A 23,414-nucleotide genomic window follows, 5' to 3' on the forward strand; every position below is an offset into this window, starting at 1 on the left:
GCGACGACGGCGGTGCCGCGTCCAGCCGGCGAAACCGGGGGGCGGCGGATGTGTTCGGTCGCGTACATTGCGCAGCACGCAGGCGAACCCGGGTGAAAGGGACGACGGGCAAGGTGGGAAGTGCAAGGCGGGGCGTCGCTCAGGCGCGCAGGGTTGTCGTCAAGGTGGGGTCCTCCTCGCTGACCACCGCCGCGGGCGGGCTGGACGCCGACCGGGTCGACGCCCTGGTGGACGTGCTGGCCGGCAGCAGGCGCAAGGGCGACCGGGAGATCGTGCTGGTGTCCTCCGGCGCCATCGCCGCCGGGCTCGCGCCGCTCGGGCTGCGCCGCCGCCCCCGGGACCTCGCCCGCCAGCAGGCCGCCGCCAGCGTCGGCCAGGGCCTGCTCGTCGCCCGCTACACCGCCTCCTTCGCGCGCTACGGCGTCCGCGTCGGCCAGGTCCTGCTCACCAGCGACGACATGAGCCGCCGCGCCCACCACCGCAACGCCTCCCGCACCCTCGACAAGCTGCTCGCCATGGGCGCCCTCCCGGTCGTCAACGAGAACGACACCGTCGCCACCGACGAGATCCGCTTCGGCGACAACGACCGCCTCGCCGCCCTCGTCGCCCACCTCGTCCACGCCGATCTGCTCGTCCTCCTCTCCGACGTCGACGGCGTCTACGACGGCGACCCCAGCAGGCCCGGCACCTCCCGGATAGCGGAGGTGCGCGGCGCCGAGGACCTCGCGGGCGTGGAGATCGGCAGCGCGGGCAAGGCCGGCGTCGGCACCGGCGGCATGGTCACCAAGGTCGAGGCCGCCGGGATCGCGGCCGCCGCGGGCATCCCCGTGGTGCTGACCAGCGCGGTGCACGCGGCGGACGCCCTCGGCGGCGGCGACACCGGCACCTACTTCCACCCCACCGGCAAGCGCTCCGCCGACCGGCTGCTCTGGCTCCAGCACGCCTCCACCCCGCAGGGCGCGCTCATCCTGGACGACGGCGCCGTGGACGCCGTCGTCAGGGGCCGCAAGTCGCTGCTGCCCGCGGGGATCGCCGCCGTCGAGGGCGAGTTCGGCGCCGGCGACCCGGTCGAGCTGCGGGACACCTCGGGCCGCGCGGTGGCCCGGGGCCTCGTCAGCTTCGACGCCAGGGAGATTCCCCCGATGATCGGGCGCTCGACCCACGAGCTGGCACGCGAACTGGGTCCCGCGTACGAACGCGAGGTCGTACACAGGGACGATCTGGTGCTGCTGCGCTCGTAAAACGGGGCGTACCCCGGGCCTCCGGTGGGGGACGTTCCGTAAAACCGCCCCGCGAAGCCTTACGGCCTGCTCAACTTTGTGTCGGAGACATCTTTCCGAGCACTTGGGTGAAGGAGGCCGTCGTGAGACGAGTGCGCCCTGGGGGGACCACCCGAGGTGCCCTGACGAGCGTCGCGGCCGGGGACACCTACGAGGAACCCAGGGACCTGCCCCGGCTGTGGCACGTCACCCTCAGCGTGGCCGGCCCCGGCGTCCCCCTCACGGAGCTGCGCCGCTCCCTCGAACAACTGGCTCACGACCACCCCTTCCTGCTGACCAGCAGATACGCGAGCGACCACGCGGAGATCCGGTACTGGGAAGAGGCCCGCGACCTGCACGACGCGGCCGCCGTCGCGCTGCGCCTGTGGGGCGAGCACCGGCTCAGCGCCGGGCTGCCCCCGTGGGAGATCGTCGGCCTGGAGGTCGTCGACCGGGAGACGTACCACCAGCGCGTCGCCGAGGGATACGGGCCGCCGCCCGCGGTTCCCGTAGGGGTCCACCCCTTCTGAGCCCTTACAGGGGATTTCGTCTCGGGGTGTGGAACGTGCGCGGAAGGGCTCCGCGCCGCGCACTACCCTTCCCCCATGACCACGCTCTCGCCGTACGACTCGATGTCCCCGGTCACCCAGGCCGCCTACCGGGCCAAGGCCGCCGCCGCCGACCTCGCGCCGCTGCCGCGCGCCGCGAAGGACGACGCCCTGCTCGCCATCGCCGACGCGCTGGAGGTCCGCACCGGCGAGATCGTCGAGGCCAACGCCGAGGACGTGGCCAAGGCGCGGGCGAACGGCACCAGCGAGGCCATCGTCGACCGGCTCACCCTCACCCCCGAGCGGGTCCGCGCCATCGCCTCCGACGTCCGCGACGTCGCCGGGCTGCCCGACCCGGTCGGCGAGGTGGTGCGCGGCTCCACCCTGCCCAACGGCATCGACCTGCGCCAGGTCCGCGTCCCGCTCGGCGTCGTCGGCATCATCTACGAGGCCCGCCCCAACGTCACCGCCGACGCCGCCGCGCTCTGCCTGAAGTCCGGCAACGCCGTGCTGCTGCGTGGCTCCGCCTCCGCCTACGCGTCCAACACCGCCCTGGTCCGGGTGATCCGGGACGCGGTCGGCGGCGCCGGGCTGCCCGCCGACGCCGTGCAGCTGGTGCCGGGGGAGAGCCGCGAGTCCGTGCGCGAGCTGATGCGCGCCCGCGGCCTGGTCGACGTCCTCATCCCGCGCGGCGGCGCCTCCCTGATCCGGACCGTGGTCAACGAGTCCACCGTGCCCGTCATCGAGACCGGCACCGGCAACTGCCACGTCTATGTCGACGCGCAGGCCGACATCGACATGGCGGTCGACATCCTCGTCAACTCCAAGGCCCAGCGGGTCAGCGTGTGCAACGCCGCCGAGACCCTGCTGGTCCACCAGGACGTCGCCGCCGAGTTCCTGCCGCGCGCCCTGGACGCGCTGGCCGAGGCCGGCGTCACCGTGCACGCCGACGAGCGGGTCATGGCCTACGCCAAGGACTCCAAGGCCACCGTGGTCGAGGCGACCCCGGAGGACTGGGAGACGGAGTACCTGTCGTACGACATCGCCGCCGCCGTGGTGGACTCCCTCGACAAGGCCGTCGAACACATCCGGCTGTGGAGCTCCGGGCACACCGAGGCGATCGTCACCACCTCGCAGCAGGCCGCCCGCCGGTTCACCCGATTGGTCGACTCGACCACCGTCGCCGTGAACACCTCCACCCGGTTCACCGACGGCGGCCAGTTCGGCTTCGGCGCGGAGATCGGCATCTCCACGCAGAAGCTGCACGCCCGGGGCCCGATGGGGCTGCCGGAACTGACCAGCACCAAGTACATCGTCACCGGCGACGGGCACATCCGGCGCTGAGTTCCGGGCGTCCTGGCCCGTGGACGAATTTCCATACCGTCTGCCCAAATTGACCCCCCAGGTCTACTCTGGATGCGTGCCGGAGGACGTGGGGGGCACGCCGTTCCCGGACGGCTGGGAGCCCGACGACGACCACGACCGCGGGGTGTCGGACGAAGAGTTCGCCTCCGTGGTCTTCGACGAGGCCTTCGTACGGGCGGCGGTGGTCCACGAGCCGACCGCCGTCGAACGCCTCCTCGCCGCGGCGGAGGCCAGGGCCGAGGCCGCCGAGGCGGAGGCCCGCCGGGCCCGCGCCCGCAGCGAGCGGTACGACGACACCTACGCGAGCGCCGACCTCGGCGACGACGCGGACGACGACCTGGACGACCTGGACGACGTCCACGCCCTCGACCACGGCCCCTTCGACGGCCACGGCAGACAGGCCCGCTGGCACCGCCCGGTGGCCTGGGTCCTCGCCGTGGTGATGGGCGTCGGCATGGTCGCCCTGGCTTTCGCGGCGGTCTACCGGGGCACGTCCTCGGGCGGCCGGGACCAACTCCCGCCCGCCGCCCCGGGCCTCAACCAGGCCACGTCGGCCCCGTCCGCCGTCCCGGCCCGTCCCCAGGTGTCGGCGGTCCCGCACACTCCCTGACCGGCCGCCCCGGCCGTGGTGAGCCCCTGTCAGAAGTTGGCGTGGAGCGCGGCGTTTACCCGGCGTCCCCAGAACCCACTCTGAAAGTATGGGCGGGCCTGGAGACCCACCGGAGGGGACACCCGAGGGCGGCCCCGGTGGTGCCGAGGACGAGTACCGATCCGTCGTGTTCGACGAGTCGTTCGTCCGCGCTGCCCGCCTCCAGGAGTACTCCGCCGAGGAGCGGATGGCCGACCACGCGCCCGCCGTGCGCCGCCGCCCGCCGCTGCACCGGGGGCTCGCCCGCCAGGCCGTGATCCTCGTCCTGCTGCTCGCCGTGGCCTTCTGCACCGCCGTCTACATGGGGGTGCGCCACCCCGACGACTCCGCTGAGGACGCGCGGCCCGTGCAGCCCCTGCGGACGACCGTCATACCGCTGGCACCGCAGGGCAGGGTGCCCGGCGGCACGGACGCCGAGGCGCTGTACGCGCACAGCCCCGCGGCCCGGTTCGACATCGGCGCCGAAGGGGTCCCGCTGCCGGCCGCGCGCGGTACCGCCCACTTCTCCGACAGCCAGGTCATGGCGGCGCTGACCACGGTCAAGGACTACATCGTGCGCTCCTCGCTCCACCCCGACGTGCTCGGCGGCCGTACGGCGGCCCCCGCGCGGGCCCTGGTGGACTCCGACCAGCTGGCCCAGTTCGACCAGAGCTTCGACCACCCGGCGGCGGACGGCGGGCACGCGGCCACCGGCTGGGTGGTGCGCATCGACCCGTCCCGGGCCCGGCTGGCCGACGACCGCGTCCGCGTCCAGGGCGACCTGCGCGCCACCGAGGCCGATCCGGCCGCGCTGGACGTCACCGCCGACCACACCTTCGTCTACGCCCTGCGCCCGGCCGGCGCCGCGAGCGCGCGGGTGTCCCTGTTCACGGTCCGCCGCGCGCTGACCTTCCGGCTCACCCGCGACGACCTGCGTGCCCGCCAGGTCCAGCTGGTCACGGCCTACGTCGAGGCCGGCCCCCTGTCCTGCGCCGACGACTCCACGTCCTACCTGCACCCGCTCCTGGCCGGCCAGACGCCCCGGCCGGGCAGCCCCGCCGCCACCGACCCCTACGCGACCGAGGCCCCCGCCTCCCTGTGCGGCACCCTGGCGAGGGCTTCCCAGCCGACGGCGTAGACGCGAGTCCGGGCGGGGGCTTCGGGCGTCGTCGAGCGCCTTGCGCTACTGCGCCTCCGTGGCCGGCCCGTTCTTCGGCGGGGGCGGGCTCTTGAAGCCGTCGAAGCCGCGCCTGACCCGGCCGCCCAGGTCGCCCGCGCCGCCCGCGAGGTCGCTGACCAGCTTCATCAGCGGGTCCTTGGAGGACTTCACGTCGCTCGCGTAGCTCGCCGCGGACTCGCGGAAGGAGTCGCCGAAGGAGGCGTCCTTGTCCTCGTCCCGCCGGGGGTAGTGGCCGTCCATGATCCGCTGGTAGTCCCGCGACTCGGCCCACCGCTTCAGCTCGGCGGCCCGCACGGTGGTGAACGGGTGCGAGCGGGGCAGCACGTTGAGGATCTTCAGCACGGAGTCGCGCAGATCACCCCCGGAGTCGTACTCCTCCGCCTGCTCCAGGAACGCGTCCACGTTCATCTCGTGCAGATGGTTGCCGCCCGCGATCTTCATCAGGCCGCGCATCGAGGCCCGTACGTCCTGGCCGACCAGCAGCCCGGCCCGGTCGGCGGACAGCTCCGACTTGCGGAACCACTCCCGCAGCCCCGCGACGAGCCCCATGATCGCCAGATTGCCCAGCGGGATCCACGCCACCTTCAGCGCCAGGCTGGTCAGGAAGAGCAGGATCGTGCGGTACACCGAGTGGCCGGACAGCGCGTGGCCCACCTCGTGCCCGACGACCGCCCGCATCTCCTCCTCGTCCAGGAGCTCCACCAGCCCCGTGGTGACCACGATGATCGGCTCGTCCAGGCCGATGCACATCGCGTTCGGCTGCGGGTCCTGCGTGACGTACATCGGCGGGACCTTCGCCAGGTCCAGGATGTAACAGGCGTCCAGCAGCATGTCGTGCAGATGGCCGAACTGCCGCTCGGAGACCCGCACCGAGTCGGACAGGAACAGCAGTCTGAGGCTGCGCTCCGGCAGCAGCCCGCTGAGCGCCTTGAACACCTGGTCGAAACCGCTGAGCTTGCGCAGCGCCACCAGTGCGGAGCGGTCCGCCGGATGCTCGTACGCACGCGAGGAGATCCCCGGGAAGCGCGTCCGCTGCCTGCCGGGCACCCGCTCGTGCCCGCCCTGCCCATCGCCGTCGTGCATGTCTTCCCCCAACTGCGTCCGAGAGTGCCGTGCCCCCGAGGCGGGACACAGCCTAGGCGGAGATACCGTGGACGGGCAGACAGCCGAAGGAGTCCACGCCATGGAGCACCACCCCGCAGCCGCCCGGCTGACCGAGGCCGCAGCGAACGCCGTCCAGCAGCACGGGGGCGGAGGAGGGAACCTGCTCCGTATCGTGCTGGTCGTGATGATCCTGGGCTGCGTGCTGACCGCCTGGTTCCTGCTGCGCGGCTACAAGCAGAAGGACGACTGACCCCCGCCGGGAGTTCCCTGCCCGGGCCGCCCCGCCCGGCCGGCGGTCCCCAACGGCGGAGTCGGCGTGATCGCCGAAGGACCGCCCGCATACGATGAGCCGACATCTTTATCCCGCCCACACGCGAAGGTCCCGCCGAAGATGATGCTCAACAGCGCAGCCCAGTTGGTCTCCCTTGCAGCCGAAGAGGGCGGCCACCACGACAGCCTGAACCCCGCCGTCACCGGCGGCAGCGCCCTCGTCATCCTGCTCCTGCTGCTGTGGATCACCACGCGCTTCAACCGCGACCGCTGAGCCGAGACCCCGGCCGGGCGTCCCGGACCGGGCCGGTAGGGTCTGCACGCATGGGAGAGCAGGACATGCCTACCGGCCCGGCGCACACGAAGGCCGCCGACGACACGGTGAACGAGCCGCAGTACCGGCGGCACCGGCCGGGTCACGGCCCCGCCCGCCCGGGCAAGCGGCGCCTGGGTGTCATGGGCGGCACCTTCGACCCGATCCACCACGGGCACCTCGTGGCGGCCAGCGAGGTCGCCGCGCAGTTCGAGCTGGACGAGGTGGTGTTCGTCCCCACCGGCCAGCCCTGGCAGAAGTCGCACCGCCGGGTCTCCCCGGCCGAGGACCGCTACCTGATGACGGTCATCGCCACCGCCGAGAACCCGCAGTTCTCCGTCAGCCGCATCGACATCGACCGCGGCGGTCCCACCTACACCGTGGACACCCTGCGCGACCTGCGCGCCCTCAACCCCGACACCGACCTGTTCTTCATCACCGGTGCCGACGCCCTCGCCCAGCTGCTGACCTGGCGCGACAGCGAGGAGCTGTTCTCGCTCGCGCACTTCATCGGCGTCACCCGGCCCGGCCACCACCTCAGCGACAAGGGCCTGCCGGAGGGCGGCGTCTCCCTCGTCGAGGTCCCCGCGCTCGCCATCTCCTCCACAGACTGCCGTGCGAGAGTCGCCAAGGGGGACCCCATCTGGTACATGGTGCCGGACGGAGTCGTGCGCTACATCGACAAGCGCGAGCTGTACCGCGGCGAGTGAGCCGAGAGGGGCACCACCGGTGAACGACCGATACGACGCGGGTGACGCCGGCCACGGCGCCGGCCCGTACGAGCTCGTCGGCTACGACGAGTACGGCCAGCCCGTGTACCGCCAGGTTCCGGCACAGCAGGCGCCGAACGGGTCCTACGACCCCTACGGCGGGCAGCACCAGCAGCAGGACTACGGCTACGACCCCTACGGCGCGGGCACCCAGCAGCCCGCGCCGCCCTACGGGTCGTACGGCACCGGACAGCAGCCGCCGGCCACCGCCTACCCCGGGTACGACGCCCACCCCGGCTACGACCCCTACGGCACCCAGGCCCCCGGCCACCAGACGCATTCCGGGTACGACCCCTACGGGCAGGCGGCGACCAGCGGGCCCCAGCCCCGGGTCGCCGAGCAGACCGCCCACATCCCCCAGCAGGCCGGCCCTGCCGACGACGTCCGGCACGACCCGTACGCCGGTCCGCGGGCCGAGGAGCCCGCGCACGACCCGTACGCCGAACTGCGGAGCGACGAGCCCGCGCACGACCCCTACGGGGAGCCGCGGCCCGAGGGCGGCCGGCCCGACCCCTACGCGGAACTCGCCGCCGACGACACCTCCGGCGAACCGGACTACCGCACCGAGCAGTTCGCGTTCGTGGAGGAGCCGGACGGCGACTCCGAGGACGTCATCGACTGGCTGAAGTTCACCGAGAACCGCACCGAGCGACGCGAGGAGGCCCGCCGCCGCGCCCGCGGCCGGCTCGTCGCCCTCGCCGTGGTCCTCGCCCTCGTGGCCGTCGGCGGCGTCGGCTACCTCTGGTACGCCGGGAAGCTGCCCTTCCTGTCCTCCTCCGGCGGCGCGGCCGGCACCGGCACGGCGCTCGGCGCCCAGAAACGCGACGTGATCGTCGTCCACCTGCACAACACCGGCAAGCGCGGCACCTCCACGGTGCTGCTGGTCGACAACACCACCACCAAGCAGGGCAGCACCGTGCTGCTGCCCAACTCGCTCGCGCTGACCGACGACGACGGCTCCACCACGACGCTCGCCAAATCGGTCGACGACGACGGTTCCTCCGGCACCCGCGACCAGCTCAACACCGTCCTCGGCACCGACATCCAGGGCACCTGGCGCCTGGACACCCCCTATCTCCAGAACCTCGTCGACCTCGTCGGCAACATCGACATCGACACCAACACCGACGTGCCCGACCCGGACGCCAAGAAGAAGGGCACCGAGCCGCTCGTCGCCAAGGGCGCCGACCAGACCCTCAGCGGCAGGATGGCCGTCGCCTACGCCACCTACCGGGCCCCGGGCGAAGCGGACAGCGCCCAGCTGGAGCGGTTCGGACAGGTCCTCCAGGGCGTCCTGCGCAAGATCTCCTCCGACCCGGCGGACGCCACGGTCACCGTGCAGTCCCTCGCGCAGATCCTCGACCCCTCGCTCACCGACAAGGACCTCGGCGCCTTCCTCGCCAAGCTCGCCGACCTGGCCAAGAGCGGCGCCTACAAGACCGCCCTGCTGCCCGTGCAGCCCGACGGCACCCTCAGCGCGCAGACCAGCGACAGCGTGGTCAAGAACATCCTGGGCGGTACCGCCAAGAGCCCCGACGCCGGCTCCGCGGTCCGGGTCTCGGTGCGGAACGCCACCGGCGTCAAGGACGACACCCAGCAGGCCCGCGTGGTGCTCCTCAACGGCGGCTTCACCTTCCTGGAAGGCGGCAGCGGCGGCACCGAGACCACCTCCAAGGTCGTCTACCAGGACGCCGCCGACAAGCAGAACGCCACCGAGGTCGCCAAGACCCTCGGCCTGCCCGCCGGCTCCGTGGCCAAGGGCACGGTCTCCTCGGGCGCCGACGTCTCGGTCGTCCTGGGCCGGGACTACCGGCCGTCCGGTTCCTGACCCGGGCCGGGGCGCCCCGTAAACGCGTGGGGTGCCCCGGGCGGTCCGTGAGACCCTTGAGGTTCAGTGACCGCCGACGGAAAGCCACGCAGTGACCGCCACCGACCGTTCCCTTGAGCTCATCAACACCGCCGCACAGGCGGCCGCCGACAAGCTCGCCCACGACGTCATCGCCTACGACGTGAGCGACGTCCTGTCGATCACGGACGCCTTCCTGCTCGCCTCCGCCCCCAACGACCGCCAGGTCAAGGCCATCGTCGACGAGATCGAGGAGCGCCTCCAGAAGGAACTCGGCGCCAAGCCGGTGCGCCGCGAGGGCGACCGCGAGGCCCGCTGGGTGCTGCTCGACTACGTCGACATCGTGGTCCACGTCCAGCACAGCGAGGAGCGGGTCTTCTACGCCCTGGAGCGGCTGTGGAAGGACTGCCCCGAGCTGGAGCTGCCCGCCGACGCCAAGGCCACCCGCGGCAAGGCCGAGGAGCACGCCCGCCTCCAGGCCGCCGAGGCCGACCAGGAGCCGGGCGGGGAGTGGTGATGAGCGCCACGGGTGAGGTGACCGACCGCAAGGACCGGGGCCGCCGCATCATCCTGTGGCGACACGGACAGACCTCGTGGAACGTGGAGCGCCGCTTCCAGGGCAGCACGGACGTGCCGCTGACCGAGGCCGGCGTCGGCCAGGCCCGGCGGGCCGCCCGGCTGCTCGCCTCGCTGCGGCCCGACGCGATCGTCTCCTCGGACCTGACGCGGGCCGTGGACACGGCCGCCGAGCTGGCCGCGCTCACCGGCCTCGACGTCACCCGCGAGGAGGGCCTGCGCGAGACCTACGCGGGCGTCTGGCAGGGACTGACGCACGAGGAGATCATCGCCCGGCACGGCGAGGAGTACGCCGCCTGGAAGCGCGGCGAGGCGGTCCGCCGCGGCGGCGGCGAACTGGAGACCGAGGTCGCCGACCGCGCCGCGCCCGTGGTGCTGCGGCACGCGGAGAAGCTGCCGGTGGACGGCACGCTCGTGGTCGTCAGCCACGGCGGCACCATCCGCACCACCATCGGCCGGCTGCTCGGGCTGGAGGCCCGCAGCTGGGAAAGCCTCGGCGGCCTCACCAACTGCTGCTGGTCGGTGCTGGGGGAGGGGGCGCGCGGCTGGCGGCTGCTGGAGCACAACGCGGGCACCCTGCCGGAGCCCGTGCTCGGCGACGACGCCTGAGCCCGTTCCCGGCACTCCGGACCCCGGATTTCACTTTCTGGCAGGTCGCAGGCTAAAGTTCTTCTTGTTCGCCCCGCCGAGCGGGAAGAACACAGCAAGGGGCTATAGCTCAGTTGGTAGAGCGCCTGCATGGCATGCAGGAGGTCAGGAGTTCAATTCTCCTTAGCTCCACAGAGGAAGATCCCGTCCCCGTCAGGGGGCGGGATCTTCTGTTTGTCCCGCCTTCGCACCCGGCCGCCGTGTCCGGACCGGTACCGCGGCGTCGCTGACCGTGTCCGCCCGCTCGTGGCAGAATCAAACGGCCGGAAGGGGGCGCGGCCCGACGGGAGGGAGTTCGATGCCTGCCAGCATCGTGTGTACGGCCTGCGGCCACGGCCGGAGCTGAGCCATGGGTGCACACAGGCGGAAGTGCGACTGGTGCGGCAGCGGCACGCCCATCGTCCGCGACATGGAGCCGATCAACGCCGACTACCAGTACTGGTGCGAGGAGTGCGCGCGGGCGCTGATCATAAAAGGCGACCCCATCGAGACGTACCGCGAGCTGGAGGGCGAGCCGATCTACGGCCGGCTGCTGGAGGAGCACTGCACGCTCAAGAGGTTCTACTCGTTCGTCACGGCCTGAGCCAGAAGTCGGACATAGGTGACTAAAGGCACAGAGTGGAAACGGATTTGGTGCTGCACCCCCGGGACCTGTAATGTTTTCTTCGTCGCCGGGGGAACCGGGCGGCGAAACAAAACAAGGGGCTATAGCTCAGTTGGTAGAGCGCCTGCATGGCATGCAGGAGGTCAGGAGTTCAATTCTCCTTAGCTCCACAGAAGTCGAGGGCGGATCATCCGGAAGGATGGTCCGCCCTCGGCGCATTGCCGTCCCACGGGTCGGAAACCGTCGCGGCCGCCTCGGGGCCTGCGGTACCCTAGCGCCATGCGTGCCGTACGCCTTCTGCTTAGCGGGCCGCGCTGATCAGTACCGACCCCGGTGACACCCGAGAGGTCGGCATCGGCGCGGCATCCCCTCCTGCGTGAGGGGATTTTTCGTTTCTTGAAATGGCACAGCCGCTGGCAGGACGATCGATGGAGCTTTGAGGATCATGAGCGAGACGAACCCCGCTGCCGCCGCTACCCCGGCGGAGGCCGCCCCGTACCGCTACACGGCCGCCATGGCAGCCGACATCGAGGCACGCTGGCAGGACTTCTGGGACGCCGACGGCACCTACGCCGCGGACAACCCCACGGGCGACCTGGCGGGCGACGGCGCCGCCAAGCCCAAGAAGTTCATCATGGACATGTTCCCGTACCCCTCCGGCGCGGGCCTGCACGTCGGCCACCCGCTGGGCTACATCGCCACCGACGTCTACGCCCGGTTCCAGCGCATGACCGGCCACAACGTCCTGCACACCCTGGGCTTCGACGCCTTCGGCCTGCCCGCCGAGCAGTACGCCGTGCAGACCGGCACGCACCCGCGCGTGTCCACCGAGGCCAACATGGAGAACATGAAGGCCCAGCTGCGCCGGCTGGGCCTGGGCCACGACAAGCGCCGGTCCTTCGCCACGATCGACCCGGACTACTACAAGTGGACCCAGTGGATCTTCCTGCAGATCTTCAACTCCTGGTACGACGACGAGGCCCGCAAGGCCCGTCCGATCGGCGAGCTGATCGCCCAGTTCGAGACCGGTGAGCGCGCGATCCCGGGCACCACGCGCGGCTGGAACGAGCTGAGCGCCCGCGAGCGCGCCGACGTCCTGGGCGAGTACCGCCTGGCCTACGCCTCCGACGCGCCGGTCAACTGGTGCCCCGGTCTGGGGACCGTGCTGGCCAACGAGGAGGTCACCGCCGACGGCCGCTCCGAGCGCGGCAACTTCCCGGTCTTCAAGGCCAAGCTGCGCCAGTGGAACATGCGCATCACCGCCTACGCCGACCGCCTGCTGGAGGACCTGGAGGAGCTGGACTGGCCCGAGGCCATCAAGCTGCAGCAGCGCAACTGGATCGGCCGCAGCGAGGGCGCCCGCGTCGACTTCCCGATCGACGGCGAGCACATCACCGTCTTCACCACCCGCCCGGACACCCTGTTCGGCGCCACCTACATGGTGCTGGCGCCCGAGCACCCCCTGGTCGACGCGTTCACCCCGCAGGCCTGGCCCGAGGGCACCCACCAGGTGTGGACCGGCGGCCACGCCACGCCCGCCGAGGCCGTCGCCGCCTACCGCGCGCAGGCCGCCGCCAAGTCCGACGTCGAGCGGCAGGCCGAGGCCAAGGACAAGACCGGCGTCTTCACCGGCGCGTTCGCGACCAACCCGGTCAACGGCGAGCGCGTCCCCGTCTTCATCGCCGACTACGTCCTGATGGGCTACGGCACCGGCGCGATCATGGCCGTACCGGCGCACGACACCCGTGACTTCGCCTTCGCGCGCGCCTTCGAGCTGCCCATGCGCTGCGTGGTCGAGCCGACCGACGGCCGCGGCACCGACCCCGCCGAGTGGGACGACGCGTTCGCCTCGTACGACGCGAAGATCGTCAACTCGCGCGGGGAGGGCGTCGACCTGGACGGCCTGAACGTCACCGAGGCCAAGGCGCGGGTCACCGAGTGGCTGGAGCGCAAGGGCATCGGCCAGGGCACCGTCAACTTCCGCCTGCGCGACTGGCTGTTCAGCCGCCAGCGCTACTGGGGCGAGCCCTTCCCGATCGTCTACGACGAGGACGGCGTCGCGCACGCGCTGCCCGAGTCGATGCTGCCGCTGGAGCTGCCGGAGGTCGAGGACTACAGCCCGCGCACCTTCGACCCGGACGACGCGGACACCCAGCCCGAGACCCCGCTGTCGCGCAACGAGGAGTGGGTGCACGTCACCCTGGACCTGGGCGACGGGCCGAAGAAGTACCGCCGCGAGACCAACACCATGCCCAACTGGGCCGGTTCCTGCTGGTACGAGTTCCGCTACCTGGACCCGCACAACGACCGGCGGATGGTCGACCCCGGGATCGAGCAGTACTGGATGGGCCCGCGCGAGGGCATGCCGCACGGCGGTGTCGACCTGTACGTCGGCGGCGCCGAGCACGCCGTGCTGCACCTGCTGTACGCCCGCTTCTGGTCCAAGGTCCTGTACGACCTGGGGCACGTCTCCTCCGCCGAGCCGTTCCACAAGCTGTTCAACCAGGGCATGATCCAGGCCTACGTCTACCGCGACAGCCGGGGCATCGCCGTGCCGGCCGCCGAGGTGGAGGAGCGCGACGGCGCGTACTACTACCAGGGCGAGAAGGTCACCCGCCTGCTGGGCAAGATGGGCAAGTCCCTGAAGAACGCGGTGACCCCGGACGAGATCGCGGCCGAGTACGGCGCCGACACCCTGCGCCTGTACGAGATGGCGATGGGCCCGCTGGACGTCTCCCGCCCCTGGGACACGCGTGCCGTGGTCGGCCAGTTCCGGCTGCTGCAGCGGCTGTGGCGCAACATCGTGGACGAGGAGACCGGCGAGGTCACCGTGGTCGACACGGCGCCCGACGAGGACACGCTGCGCGCGCTGCACAAGGCGATCGACGGGGTGCGCCAGGACCTGGAGGGCCTGCGCTTCAACACCGCCATCGCCAAGATCACCGAGCTGAACAACCACCTGACCAAGGCCGGCGCGGCGCTGCCGAGGTCGGTGGCCGAGCCGCTGGTGCTGATGGTCGCCCCGCTGGCCCCGCACATCGCCGAGGAGCTGTGGCGCCGCCTGGGCCACACCGACTCGGTCGTCCACCGGGACTTCCCCGTCGCCGACCCCGCCTACGTGGTGGACGAGACGGTGACCTGCGTGGTGCAGATCAAGGGCAAGGTCAAGGCCCGCCTGGAGGTGGCGCCCGGCATCTCCGAGGAGGAGCTGGAGAAGGTGGCACTGGCCGACGAGAAGGTCGTCGCGGCGCTGGACGGCGCGGGCATCCGCAAGGTGATCGTGCGCGCGCCGAAGCTGGTGAACATCGTGCCGGCGTAACGGCGACGCCTCTCGGGGTACTCCCCTACGGGCAGGTTCGGGGTTTTTCTGGAACCCCGGGCCTGCCCGTTGCGTTTACGGTGGAGGAGTGTCGCGTCGCGCGGCGCACCGGTCCGAGGAGGAGCGTCGTGGAAGCAGTGATCATCGTCATCGCCCTCTTCTTCCTGGCCTTCGTCGTCCTCGGCGCGTACGCCACGATCAAGGTGGTGAGCGCCGCCAAGCGCGGCGTGGACCGCACCATCGGGCAGGCCCGGCGCACCGTCGAGGACCACACGCTGCGCGCCAAGTCCTTCGCGCAGGTCGGCCCGGCCGCCGAGCTGGCCCAGCTGCGGCTCACCCTGCGCACCTCGATGCGCGCCACCCAGGAAGCGCTGTACGCGGGCGCCGCCGAGGACGAGTCGCTCAAGGAATCCGTCGGTCTCTTCGAGCGCCTGAGCGTGCACGGACGCGAGCTGGAGGCCGACCTCAAGCGCCTGGAGTCCGAGCCGGACCGGGCCACGCTCGCCGCCCGCCTGCCCGAACTGCGCGCCCGCACCGAGCAGATCGCCAAGTCCGCGGACGCGCTGCGCTGGGCCGCCCGCGACCGGGCCCGCCGCTTCGCCGACGACGACCTGGGCGCGCTCAGCGCCCAGATCGACCTGGAGGCCGACGCCCTGCGCCACTGGACCGGACCTGCCGGGCCCCGGGCCGCCGAGGAGCCGGTCCCGCCCCCGATCACCCCGCCCGGCCCGCGCCCCGGCTACCCCTGGCAGAAGAACCCCCGCCCGGAAAGCACCACATGACGCCTCGCCCGGGCGCAGCGCGCCGGGCGCACACCCCGGGGGGCCGGGCTGCCGTGTGCGCGCTACGGCAGGTAACCTCCAGCTCATGTCCCGCCATGTCGCCATCGTCACCGATTCAACGGCCTACCTGCCGCCCCGGATGATGGAGCGCCACGGCATCACCGCGGTGCCGCTGACCGTGGTCCTCGGCGACCGGGCGCTCGAAGAGGGCACCGAGATCTCCACCCGCGCCCTCGCCCAGGCGCTGCAGAAACGACGCCCCGTCACCACCTCCCGCCCCGCTCCCGAGGTGTTCGCCGAGACCTACCGCGAGGTCGCCGGGTCCGGCGCGAGCGGCATCGTCTCCCTGCACCTGTCCGGCGAGCTGTCCGGCACCTACGACGCGGCCGTCCTCGCCGCGCGCGAGGCGCCGGTGCCGGTGCGGGTGGTGGACACCGGGATGGTCGCGATGGCCCTCGGCTTCTGCGCACTGGCCGCGGCCGAGACGGCGGAGGCGGGCGGCACCGTGGACGAGGCGGTCACGGCCGCCGAGAAGCGGGCCGCGGGCAGCTCCGCCTACTTCTACGTCGACACCCTCGACTACCTGCGCCGCGGCGGCCGCATCGGAGCCGCCCAGGCCCTGCTGGGCTCCGCGCTCGCGGTCAAGCCCCTGCTCCAGCTCGACGGCGGCCGCATCGAGCTGCTGGAGAAGGTGCGTACGGCGTCCAAGGCGATCGCCCGCCTGGAGGAGATCACCGCCGAGCGCGCGGGAAGCGCCGAGGTCGACATCGCCGTCCACCACCTGGCCGCGCCCGAGCGCGCCGCCGCCCTCGCCGACCGGCTGCGGGAACGGGTGCCGGGCCTGGCCGAACTGCACGTCAGCGAGGTCGGCGCGGTGATCGGGGCGCACACGGGGCCGGGGCTGCTGGGTGCGGTGGTCTCGCCTCGGTGAGACCGGGGCCCGTCCCGGTGGGACTCGGGTCCGTCCCGGTGACCGGCGGCCGCGGATCTCGGGCCGGATCCGGCGCCGGACGGGGCGCCCGCCCTGACGAGCGGCCACTCACACGGGTGACGGAGTTATCCACAACCGGGCGGCTGTCCCCGGGAATTGACCAAGATCATCGCGATGGGGCGGGATGTCCGATCCTCGTGCCATGGCACTTCGATCACGTTCCCGCACCGTAACCCCGACCAGCGGCCCCGGCCGTGGCCCCGCCTCCGACGGCCGCGTGCGCCATCGCACGAGCGAGCACCGACGCGTCCGCCCCCGCGCGCACGCACCCGCGGACGACCTGCGCCGCAGAGCGGAACTCCTCTTCGGCGAACGCGCCGTGCAGTGGGGGGAGTCCGGGAAAGCACCGCCGGAACAGGGCGTGCCGGACCAGGATTCGCCGCCCGCGGCGGAACCGGTCAAGCCGCCGGAGCCGTACGACGGGGTGTTCCCGGGCCGGCGCGAACGGGCCGGGGCGGCGCTGCGGGAGCGGCTGCCGGTGTGGTTGCAGGCGCGGTGCGGGGTGGAGCGCCGGGGGACGGTCGCCCTCGCCGTGCTGTTGGCGGCCGCCGCCCTCTTCGCGGTGCAGCACTTCTGGACGGGCCGGCCGCAGACCGTGAGCGCCCCTCAGGTGGTGCGCGCCCAGGCGACGCCCCCGAGGGCGCCGGGCGGGGGAGGGGAGGCGCCGGCCGTGGGCGGGGGAGCCTCCCCGACTCCGGGCGGGGAGATCGTGGTGGACATCGGCGGCAAGGTCCGCGACCCCGGCGTCCGCCGGCTCCCGGCCGGCTCCCGGGTGGCCGACGCGCTGCGGGCGGCGGGCGGCGTCCGGCCGGGAGTGGACACCGACGGGCTCAACCGGGCGCGCTTCCTGGTCGACGGCGAGCAGGTGGTGGTCGGCGGGCAGGGGGCGGGCGGCGGCCAAGGGGCCGGTGGAGCGCCCGCCGGGCCCGCCGCCCCGTCCGGTCCGGCCGGGCAGATCTCCCTCAACACGGCCACCGAGGACCAGCTCGACACCCTGCCCGGGGTCGGCCCGGTGCTGGCCCGGCACATCATCGACTACCGCACCCGGCACGGCGGTTTCCGCTCGGTGGACGAGCTGCGCCAGGTCAACGGCATCGGGGACCGCCGCTTCACCGACCTGCGCGACCTGGTACGGCCATGAGCGGCGCCCAGGTGCGGGGCACCGTACCGGCGGGCGAGCCGGGCCCCCTCGACCTGCGTCTGGTGCCGCCCGCGCTCGCGGCCTGGGCCATGGCGGCGCTGACGCCGGACGCGCCGCCGGCCCGGACCCTCGGCATCGTGCTCGGCTGCCTGGCCTGCGGAGTGCTCCTGCTCGCTGCGGGACGGTCCGGGAGCGCGCCGCGGCGGGCCCGCGGACGGCCCGGGTGGGCGCGGTCCTCGCTCGCCGCGGTGCTGCTCTGCGCCGCCGCATCGGCCGCGTCGGCGGGACTGCACGGAGCGGACGTACGGCGCGGACCGGTGCCCGAGCTGGCCCGCCGGTCCGCCACCGTGACCGCCGAGGCGCGGCTGACCGCCGACCCCCGGCTGAGCCGGCCCCGGGTGCGCGGCGACCACGCGGCCCCGGTGGCGGTGCTGCTTGAGGCACGGGTGCTGCGCGTCGAGGAGACCGGCGGGAGGGCGACGCGGACCAGGGCGCCGGTCCTGATGATCGTCGACGCGGGAGCCCCGGCACCCGGGGGCGTCCCGCGGGCCCGGGGAGACCGGGCGGCCTGGCTGCGGCTGCTGCCGTCCACCACGCTGCGGGTGACCGGGCGGCTGGTACCCGCCCTCGCCGGGGGCGACCGGACGGCGGCCGTGCTCCGGGTCCGCGGCGGGTCCGGGCCACGGGTCGTGGCGGGGCCGAGCGGGACGCAGCGACTGGCGGGGCGGCTCAGGGCGGGGCTGCGGGAGGCGACGGACGGGCTGCCGGGGGACGCGCGGGCGCTGCTGCCGGGGCTGGTCGTCGGGGACACCTCGCGGATCACCCCCGAGCTGGACGACGCCTTCAAGGCGACCGACCTGACCCATCTGCTCGCGGTCTCCGGCAGCAATCTCACCGTGCTGCTCGCCCTGCTCGTCGGCCCGCCCGGCCTGGCCCGGCTGGCCGAACGCCGGGGCCTGGCCCCCCGGCTGGGACTCTCGCTGCGGGCGACCGCCCTGCTCGCGGGGGTGCTCACGCTCGGTTTCGTGATCGTGTGCCGCCCCGACCCCAGCGTGCTGCGGGCCGCGGCCTGCGGAGCGGTCGCGCTGCTCGCCCTGGCCACCGGCCGCCGCAGATCCCTCGTCCCGGCGCTGGCCACGGCCGTACTGCTGCTGGTGCTGTACGACCCCTCGCTGGCCCGCAGTTACGGCTTCCTGCTCTCCGTGCTGGCCACCGGGGCGCTGCTGCTGCTCGCCCCCGGCTGGAGCGAGGCGCTGCGGCGGCGCGGGGTGCCCCCGAGGCTCGCCGAGGCGCTGGCGGCGGCCCTCGCGGCGCAGGCGGTGTGCGCGCCGGTCGTGGTGGTGCTGTCGGCCCGGGTGAGCCTGGTCGCGGTGCCCTGCAACCTGCTGGCCGAGGCGGCGGTGGCGCCCGCGACGGTGCTGGGCTTCGCCGCGCTCGCTACCGCACCGGCGGGCATGCCCCTGGCCAAGGCGCTGGCGTGGTGCGCGAGTTGGCCCGCCCGGTGGATCGCCGGGGTCGCCCGGGCCGGGGCGGCGCTGCCCGGGGCGGGGGTGGACTGGCCGGGCAGCCGGCCGGGAGCGCTGCTGCTCGCGGCGGTCACCGTGGCCGTCGTCCTGGCCGGGCGGCGGCTGGTGCGCCACCCGTGGTGGTGCGGGCTGTTCGGCGCGCTGCTCCTGCTGGCGGTGGTGCGGCCGGCGCCGCTGACCCGGGTGGTGACGGGCTGGCCGCCGCCGGGCTGGCGGTTCGCGATGTGCGACGTGGGACAGGGCGACGCGACCGTGCTGTCGGCGGGCGCCGGGGCCGGGGTGGTCGTGGACACCGGCCCCGATCCGGCACCGGTCGACCGCTGTCTGCGGCGGCTGGGCATCACCCGCGTCCCCCTCCTCGTGCTGACGCACTTCCACGCCGACCATGTGGCGGGGCTGACCGGTGTGCTGCGGGGCCGGGAGGTCGCCGCGATCGAGACGACCGGGTTCGAGGAGCCGGGGCAGGAGGCGGAGTTCGTCAGGAAGGAGGCCGCCGCCCGGCACATCCCGGTCACCCGGGCCGTCGCGGGCGAGGAGCGGCGCACCGGCCCGCTGACCTGGCGCGTCCTGTGGCCGCCGGCGGACGCCGCGCCGGCCTTCGACGGCCCGAACGACGCCAGCGTGGCCCTGCTGGTCCGCACCGGCGGGCTGCGGCTGCTGCTCCTCGGCGACCTCGAACCCCCGGACCAGCAGGCCCTGTTGCGCTCACCGCGGGCGGCCGAGCTGGCCGGCGTGGACGTGCTGAAGGTGGCCCATCACGGGTCGGCGTACCAGGACCCGGAGCTGATACGGCTCGCGGCGCCCCGGCTGGCGCTCATCTCCTGCGGCACCGGCAACCCCTACGGGCACCCGGCCCCGTCGACGGTGGCCGCGTTGCGGGCCGGTGGCGCGCTGGTGCTGCGGACCGACCGGGACGGGGCGCTCGCGGTCGGCGGGGGCGAAGGAGCCGCCGGTCCGGGCCGGGAGGTGCAGGTGACGCGCGAGGGACCCTGAACGGCCGACGCGGCCGCGCGGTCCGCCTACCGGTAGAAGACGGCCACGCCCCCGTGGTGCGAGCAGGCGCCCTGGTGGTGGGCGGCGTACGAGTAGGTGCCGTCGTTGCACCGGGCGGTGGCGCCGTTCCCGGCTCCGCCGGAGCCTCCCGAGGAGCCGGAGCCCCCGCTCCCCGACGACCCGCCCGACGAACCCCCGCTGCCGCCGGAGTTCCCCGAGCCCGCGGCCGGCGCGTGCCGGGTGACGGTCACCTCGACCTTCACCGTCTTCGTGGCGGTCACCGTGGGCGCGGGCTCGGGCGCCGCCGTCTGCGTGGCCGTCGCGGTGGCGGTGGCGGTGGCGGTGACCGTGGCGGTCGGCCGGACCTTGGCGGCGGCCGGCTGCGCGTCGCCCCCGCCGCCCTGTCCGCCGGCGCCGGCTCCGATGCCGAGGAGGAAGGCGAGTCCGATCCCCGGCAGCACGTACCGCTTGCGCGCCCATCGCGGGGCCGTTCGCCCGGGCGGGTGCGGCGGCCGTGGCGGCATGACGTACGGGTTGTTCATGTGTCCCCCCAAGCGAGTTCGGAGGTAAGACCGTAGCTCCGCTCGTGATGTTCGTGTGAAGTTTCCGTGAAGTGGTGGCCCGTTCGTGATGGAGTGAGGTGATGGTGCGAATCAGGCGCCGGGCGGCGAAAGGGCGCAGTCCCCGCAGTTTCCGCAGTTCCGGCGCATGCGCTGGATTGCCGTGATGTGGGTTCGTGTTGCCTCGAAAGCCGCAACAGTGATCGAATGAATCTTCGGCAACAGAAGATGTCGAGGCGTACAGGGGTGTGTCGTAGATGTTCGGCCGCTGGCTGGGTGATCGGACGAACCGGATGCAGCAGACGGGTCCCCTGGGGGCGGTTCGGACACCGCCCGGCGCGGGAGTGCTCAGCTGCCGGGTGGTCGACCCGGTCAACCAGCCGGTCACCGGCGCCGAGTTCACGGTCAGCGACCCGATGGGCCGCAAGGTGGTGTCGGGCGGTGTGGACCCGTACGGCTCGTTCCTGACGACCGTGCCGGCCGGGGAGTACCGGCTCGCGGTGTCCGCCGAGGGGTACGCGCCCTACCGGGCCACCGCGCTGGTCGCCGAGGACACCCTCGCCTCGCTGGGCGACGTCACCCTCCAGCTCGCCCCGCCGCCCGAGCTGCCGGCGCCCGGCGACTGGGAGGTGGACCCCGCGCACTCCGCCATCGCCTTCACGGCGCGGCACATCGGACTGGCCCGCGTCCACGGGCGGTTCGACTCGTTCGCCGGGGCGGTGCGGATCGCCGAGCGGATCGAGCAGTCGGCGATGCACGTGGTGATCGACGCGGCGTCCATCGACACCGGGGTCCGGATGCGCGACGACCATCTGCGCTCGGGGGACTTCCTTGACGTACAGCGGTTCCCGACGCTGGAGTTCTACAGCGACCGCTTCACGCACAAGGGCGGCAACCGCTGGGCGGTCACCGGAGCGCTGTCGCTGCACGGCGTGACCCGCACGGTGACGCTCGACACCGAGTACCTCGGGCTCGGCAACGGCATCGAGGGCGAGACCCGGGCCGCCTGCCGGGCCACCACCGAACTGCACCGCGACGACTTCACGGTCAGCTGGCAGTCGATGCTTGCCCGGGGGATCGCGGTGGTGGGGCCGAGCATCCGCGTCGACCTGGACGTGCAGATCGTGCCCAAGGGCTGACCTGGCGGCCAGCTCCCGGGCGGGTGCCGGACAATGGCGGCGTGAGCGATGTGAGACACGTGCTGGTGCTGCCCGACCGGGACGCCGCGCAGGAGGCGGCCGAGGCGCTCGGGGAGCGGTTCGGCCTGGACGAGGAACCCCGGCTGCTCCGCGACGCGCTGGCCGGCGAGGACGACGCCGAGGACGCCCAGTGGCTGGTCGTACTCGCCGACGAGGAGGAACGGCTGGACCCCCGGGAGCTGGACGCGTTCGCGGCGCAGTGGGACGGCTGGCGCGAGGAACCGTAGGACCCGGGGGCGCGGTGCGGGCCGCGGCCGGGGGCGTTGTCGGTGGGGCGTGGGATGCTTGGTGCGATGGCCAGGAAGACTGCGAACGACGACCCCCTCGCCCCGGTGACCGTTGCCGTGGGCCAGGAGGACCTGCTGCTCGACCGTGCGGTGCGGGAGGTGGTGGCCGCCGCCCGGGCCGCCGACGCCGACACGGACGTACGGGATCTGACCCCGGACCAGTTGCAGCCCGGCACTCTCGCCGAGCTGACCAGCCCCTCGCTGTTCGCCGAGCGCAAGGTCGTCGTGGTGCGCAACGCGCAGGACCTGTCGGCCGACACCGTCAAGGACGTGAAGGCGTACCTCGCCTCGCCCGCCGAGGAGATCACCCTCGTGCTGCTGCACGCGGGCGGCGCCAAGGGCAAGGGCCTGCTGGACGCCGCGCGCAAGGCGGGGGCGCGGGAGGTGGCCTGCCCGAAGATGACCAAGCCCGCGGACCGGCTGGCGTTCGTGCGGGCGGAGTTCCGCACCGCGGGGCGCTCGGCGACCCCCGAGGCGTGCCAGGCGCTGTGCGACGCCATCGGCAGTGACCTGCGCGAGCTGGCGTCCGCCGTGACCCAGCTGGTCGCGGACATCGAGGGCACGATCGACGAGGCCGTCGTCGGGCGCTACTACACCGGTCGGGCCGAGGCCTCCAGCTTCACGGTCGCGGACCGGGCGGTGGAGGGGCGTACCGCGGAGGCGCTGGAGGCGCTGCGCTGGTCGCTGGCGACGGGCGTGGCCCCGGTGATGATCACCAGTGCGCTGGCGCAGGGCGTGCGCGCGATCGGGAAGCTGTCCTCCGCGCGCGGGGGGCGCCCCGCGGACCTGGCGCGGGAGCTGGGGATGCCGCCGTGGAAGATCGACCGGGTGCGCCAGCAGATGCGGGGGTGGACGCCGGACGGCGTCTCGGTCGCGATGCGGGCCGTCGCCGAGGCGGACGCGGGCGTGAAGGGCGGGGGGGACGACCCCGAGTACGCGCTGGAGAAGGCGGTCGTGGTGATCGCGCGGGCCGCCCGGTCGCGCGGGCGGGGATAGCGGCTCCCGTACGCCGAGAACCCCGGCACCCGCCCTGGGGAAGGGAAGGATGCCGGGGTTCCCGGTCAAAAACTGTCGAGCCCGTTCCCGCGTGGCGAACGCAGGCCGCGAACAGGCTCTGGGTGCCGGTCGGGAGCGGATGAGAGAGGGCCCGCTCTGGGTCCTTCCGGCGGTCAGATCAAAGGGAGAACTCAGCCCTTGAGGGTCGCGACCTTGGAAGCAAGCGCCGACTTCTTGTTGGCGGCCTGGTTCTTGTGGATGACGCCCTTGGAGACGGCCTTGTCGAGGGCACGCGCGGCGGCGCGCTGCAGCTCGGTGGCCTTCTCGAGGTCACCCGCGGCAGCGGCCTCACGGGCCTTGCGGATCGCGGTCTTCAGGGAGGACTTGACGGCCTTGTTGCGCAGCCGAGCCTTCTCGTTGGTCTTGATCCGCTTGATCTGGGACTTGATGTTCGCCACGAAGGAGCCTTTTCAGGTTCAGGCACGGGGCCGCTCGGGTCCCGTACCGGT

Annotated in this window: 23 protein-coding genes and 2 tRNA genes; 22 read left to right on the forward strand and 3 right to left on the reverse strand. The window is 73.2% G+C overall.

The features are described 5' to 3' along the window. Positions 1–113: 113 nt before the first annotated feature. From proB to HZZ00_RS05250, 5 genes are all read left to right on the forward strand, one after another. Entirely contained in the window at positions 114–1,241 is a 1,128-nt protein-coding gene (gene proB, locus HZZ00_RS05230; protein WP_180331109.1) for a glutamate 5-kinase, read from the forward strand. A 122-nt stretch (positions 1,242–1,363) separates the two neighbouring features. After that, entirely contained in the window at positions 1,364–1,789 is a 426-nt protein-coding gene (locus HZZ00_RS05235) for a hypothetical protein (protein WP_070027071.1), read from the forward strand. A 75-nt stretch (positions 1,790–1,864) separates the two neighbouring features. Beyond that, positions 1,865–3,151, forward strand: coding sequence for a glutamate-5-semialdehyde dehydrogenase (locus HZZ00_RS05240; RefSeq protein WP_180331110.1), 1,287 nt, complete (start codon positions 1,865–1,867; stop codon positions 3,149–3,151). Between the two features lie 49 nt (positions 3,152–3,200). Then, on the forward strand, positions 3,201–3,782 hold the full coding sequence (locus tag HZZ00_RS05245) for a hypothetical protein (protein ID WP_180331111.1): 582 nt from the start codon (positions 3,201–3,203) through the stop codon (positions 3,780–3,782). 88 nt (positions 3,783–3,870) lie between these two features. After that, positions 3,871–4,938 carry a hypothetical protein gene (locus HZZ00_RS05250; protein WP_180331112.1) on the forward strand — a complete coding sequence of 356 codons (1,068 nt, stop codon included), beginning with the start codon at positions 3,871–3,873 and terminating at the stop codon, positions 4,936–4,938. 45 nt (positions 4,939–4,983) lie between these two features. Here the strand turns inward: HZZ00_RS05250 and HZZ00_RS05255 are convergent, their stop codons facing one another. Then, positions 4,984–6,063, reverse strand: a complete 1,080-nt coding sequence (locus tag HZZ00_RS05255; RefSeq protein ID WP_070027064.1) for a M48 family metallopeptidase — start codon at positions 6,061–6,063, stop codon at positions 4,984–4,986. Between the two features lie 100 nt (positions 6,064–6,163). On the opposite strand from HZZ00_RS05255, the gene HZZ00_RS05260 reads away from it, so the two are divergent. The 14 genes from HZZ00_RS05260 to HZZ00_RS05325 all read left to right on the forward strand — a co-directional run bounded on the left by HZZ00_RS05260 (position 6,164) and on the right by HZZ00_RS05325 (position 19,863). Further along, the gene (locus tag HZZ00_RS05260) at positions 6,164–6,334 is read left to right on the forward strand and encodes a hypothetical protein (RefSeq protein WP_107409123.1); all 171 of its coding nucleotides are present in this window, start codon (positions 6,164–6,166) and stop codon (positions 6,332–6,334) included. 141 nt (positions 6,335–6,475) lie between these two features. Then, complete coding sequence (locus HZZ00_RS05265) at positions 6,476–6,628, forward strand: hypothetical protein (RefSeq protein ID WP_180331113.1); 153 nt, start codon at positions 6,476–6,478, stop codon at positions 6,626–6,628. Positions 6,629–6,678: 50 nt separating this feature from the next. Next, positions 6,679–7,377 carry a nicotinate-nucleotide adenylyltransferase gene (gene nadD / locus HZZ00_RS05270; protein ID WP_180331114.1) on the forward strand — a complete coding sequence of 233 codons (699 nt, stop codon included), beginning with the start codon at positions 6,679–6,681 and terminating at the stop codon, positions 7,375–7,377. A gap of 19 nt (positions 7,378–7,396) precedes the next feature. Beyond that, complete coding sequence (locus HZZ00_RS05275; RefSeq protein WP_180331115.1) at positions 7,397–9,265, forward strand: LCP family protein; 1,869 nt, start codon at positions 7,397–7,399, stop codon at positions 9,263–9,265. A gap of 91 nt (positions 9,266–9,356) precedes the next feature. Next, a complete protein-coding gene (rsfS, locus tag HZZ00_RS05280) occupies positions 9,357–9,800 on the forward strand; it encodes a ribosome silencing factor (RefSeq protein WP_180331116.1) in 444 nt (147 codons plus the stop codon). Beyond that, positions 9,800–10,468, forward strand: coding sequence for a histidine phosphatase family protein (locus tag HZZ00_RS05285; protein ID WP_180331117.1), 669 nt, complete (start codon positions 9,800–9,802; stop codon positions 10,466–10,468). The genes rsfS and HZZ00_RS05285 overlap by 1 nt, the downstream gene beginning before the upstream one ends. A 98-nt stretch (positions 10,469–10,566) precedes the next feature. Then, positions 10,567–10,639 (forward strand) — tRNA-Ala (locus HZZ00_RS05290). Between the two features lie 217 nt (positions 10,640–10,856). Beyond that, positions 10,857–11,090, forward strand: coding sequence for a hypothetical protein (locus HZZ00_RS05295; protein ID WP_067006897.1), 234 nt, complete (start codon positions 10,857–10,859; stop codon positions 11,088–11,090). Positions 11,091–11,208: 118 nt separating this feature from the next. After that, positions 11,209–11,281: transfer RNA gene (locus HZZ00_RS05300), tRNA-Ala, on the forward strand. A 275-nt stretch (positions 11,282–11,556) separates the two neighbouring features. Next, positions 11,557–14,430, forward strand: coding sequence for a leucine--tRNA ligase (gene leuS, locus HZZ00_RS05305; protein ID WP_180331118.1), 2,874 nt, complete (start codon positions 11,557–11,559; stop codon positions 14,428–14,430). A 128-nt stretch (positions 14,431–14,558) separates the two neighbouring features. After that, the gene (locus HZZ00_RS05310) at positions 14,559–15,212 is read left to right on the forward strand and encodes a hypothetical protein (protein ID WP_180331119.1); all 654 of its coding nucleotides are present in this window, start codon (positions 14,559–14,561) and stop codon (positions 15,210–15,212) included. 85 nt (positions 15,213–15,297) lie between these two features. Next, positions 15,298–16,143, forward strand: coding sequence for a DegV family protein (locus HZZ00_RS05315; protein ID WP_180331120.1), 846 nt, complete (start codon positions 15,298–15,300; stop codon positions 16,141–16,143). A 202-nt stretch (positions 16,144–16,345) separates the two neighbouring features. Then, positions 16,346–17,344 (forward strand): ComEA family DNA-binding protein, encoded by a 999-nt coding sequence (locus tag HZZ00_RS05320; RefSeq protein WP_180331121.1) that lies wholly within the window; start codon positions 16,346–16,348, stop codon positions 17,342–17,344. Beyond that, positions 17,341–19,863 (forward strand): ComEC/Rec2 family competence protein, encoded by a 2,523-nt coding sequence (locus HZZ00_RS05325; protein ID WP_180331122.1) that lies wholly within the window; start codon positions 17,341–17,343, stop codon positions 19,861–19,863. The genes HZZ00_RS05320 and HZZ00_RS05325 overlap by 4 nt, the downstream gene beginning before the upstream one ends. Positions 19,864–19,889: 26 nt before the next feature. Here HZZ00_RS05325 and HZZ00_RS05330 read toward each other — a convergent pair whose 3' ends face one another. Then, positions 19,890–20,405 (reverse strand): DUF3761 domain-containing protein, encoded by a 516-nt coding sequence (locus tag HZZ00_RS05330; protein WP_180331123.1) that lies wholly within the window; start codon positions 20,403–20,405, stop codon positions 19,890–19,892. A 275-nt stretch (positions 20,406–20,680) separates the two neighbouring features. Between HZZ00_RS05330 and HZZ00_RS05335 the strand changes: the two genes are divergently transcribed. The 3 genes from HZZ00_RS05335 to holA all read left to right on the forward strand — a co-directional run bounded on the left by HZZ00_RS05335 (position 20,681) and on the right by holA (position 22,905). Beyond that, positions 20,681–21,562, forward strand: coding sequence for a YceI family protein (locus tag HZZ00_RS05335; RefSeq protein WP_180331124.1), 882 nt, complete (start codon positions 20,681–20,683; stop codon positions 21,560–21,562). Between the two features lie 41 nt (positions 21,563–21,603). After that, entirely contained in the window at positions 21,604–21,849 is a 246-nt protein-coding gene (locus HZZ00_RS05340; protein ID WP_180331125.1) for a hypothetical protein, read from the forward strand. Between the two features lie 66 nt (positions 21,850–21,915). After that, positions 21,916–22,905 carry a DNA polymerase III subunit delta gene (gene holA / locus HZZ00_RS05345; protein ID WP_180331126.1) on the forward strand — a complete coding sequence of 330 codons (990 nt, stop codon included), beginning with the start codon at positions 21,916–21,918 and terminating at the stop codon, positions 22,903–22,905. 191 nt (positions 22,906–23,096) lie between these two features. Here holA and rpsT read toward each other — a convergent pair whose 3' ends face one another. Continuing rightward, positions 23,097–23,363, reverse strand: a complete 267-nt coding sequence (gene rpsT / locus HZZ00_RS05350) for a 30S ribosomal protein S20 (protein ID WP_070027045.1) — start codon at positions 23,361–23,363, stop codon at positions 23,097–23,099. Positions 23,364–23,414 lie beyond the last annotated feature (51 nt).

The organism is Streptomyces sp. NEAU-sy36 (genome assembly GCF_013423905.1).
In the GTDB taxonomy this organism is placed as follows: domain Bacteria; phylum Actinomycetota; class Actinomycetes; order Streptomycetales; family Streptomycetaceae; genus Streptomyces; species Streptomyces misionensis.

What these genes read in the sequence shown, in the direction of transcription:
- HZZ00_RS05240 (WP_180331110.1), top strand. Translation starts at nt 1,865, where the DNA reads ATGACCACGCTCTCGCCGTACGACTCGATGTCCCCGGTCACCCAGGCC.
- HZZ00_RS05250 (WP_180331112.1), top strand. Translation starts at nt 3,871, where the DNA reads ATGGGCGGGCCTGGAGACCCACCGGAGGGGACACCCGAGGGCGGCCCC.
- HZZ00_RS05255 (WP_070027064.1), bottom strand. Translation starts at nt 6,063, where the DNA reads ATGCACGACGGCGATGGGCAGGGCGGGCACGAGCGGGTGCCCGGCAGG.
- HZZ00_RS05260 (WP_107409123.1), top strand. Translation starts at nt 6,164, where the DNA reads ATGGAGCACCACCCCGCAGCCGCCCGGCTGACCGAGGCCGCAGCGAAC.
- HZZ00_RS05265 (WP_180331113.1), top strand. Translation starts at nt 6,476, where the DNA reads ATGATGCTCAACAGCGCAGCCCAGTTGGTCTCCCTTGCAGCCGAAGAG.
- nadD (WP_180331114.1), top strand. Translation starts at nt 6,679, where the DNA reads ATGGGAGAGCAGGACATGCCTACCGGCCCGGCGCACACGAAGGCCGCC.
- HZZ00_RS05285 (WP_180331117.1), top strand. Translation starts at nt 9,800, where the DNA reads ATGAGCGCCACGGGTGAGGTGACCGACCGCAAGGACCGGGGCCGCCGC.
- HZZ00_RS05295 (WP_067006897.1), top strand. Translation starts at nt 10,857, where the DNA reads ATGGGTGCACACAGGCGGAAGTGCGACTGGTGCGGCAGCGGCACGCCC.
- leuS (WP_180331118.1), top strand. Translation starts at nt 11,557, where the DNA reads ATGAGCGAGACGAACCCCGCTGCCGCCGCTACCCCGGCGGAGGCCGCC.
- HZZ00_RS05315 (WP_180331120.1), top strand. Translation starts at nt 15,298, where the DNA reads ATGTCCCGCCATGTCGCCATCGTCACCGATTCAACGGCCTACCTGCCG.
- HZZ00_RS05320 (WP_180331121.1), top strand. Translation starts at nt 16,346, where the DNA reads ATGGCACTTCGATCACGTTCCCGCACCGTAACCCCGACCAGCGGCCCC.
- HZZ00_RS05325 (WP_180331122.1), top strand. Translation starts at nt 17,341, where the DNA reads ATGAGCGGCGCCCAGGTGCGGGGCACCGTACCGGCGGGCGAGCCGGGC.
- HZZ00_RS05330 (WP_180331123.1), bottom strand. Translation starts at nt 20,405, where the DNA reads ATGAACAACCCGTACGTCATGCCGCCACGGCCGCCGCACCCGCCCGGG.
- HZZ00_RS05335 (WP_180331124.1), top strand. Translation starts at nt 20,681, where the DNA reads ATGTTCGGCCGCTGGCTGGGTGATCGGACGAACCGGATGCAGCAGACG.
- holA (WP_180331126.1), top strand. Translation starts at nt 21,916, where the DNA reads ATGGCCAGGAAGACTGCGAACGACGACCCCCTCGCCCCGGTGACCGTT.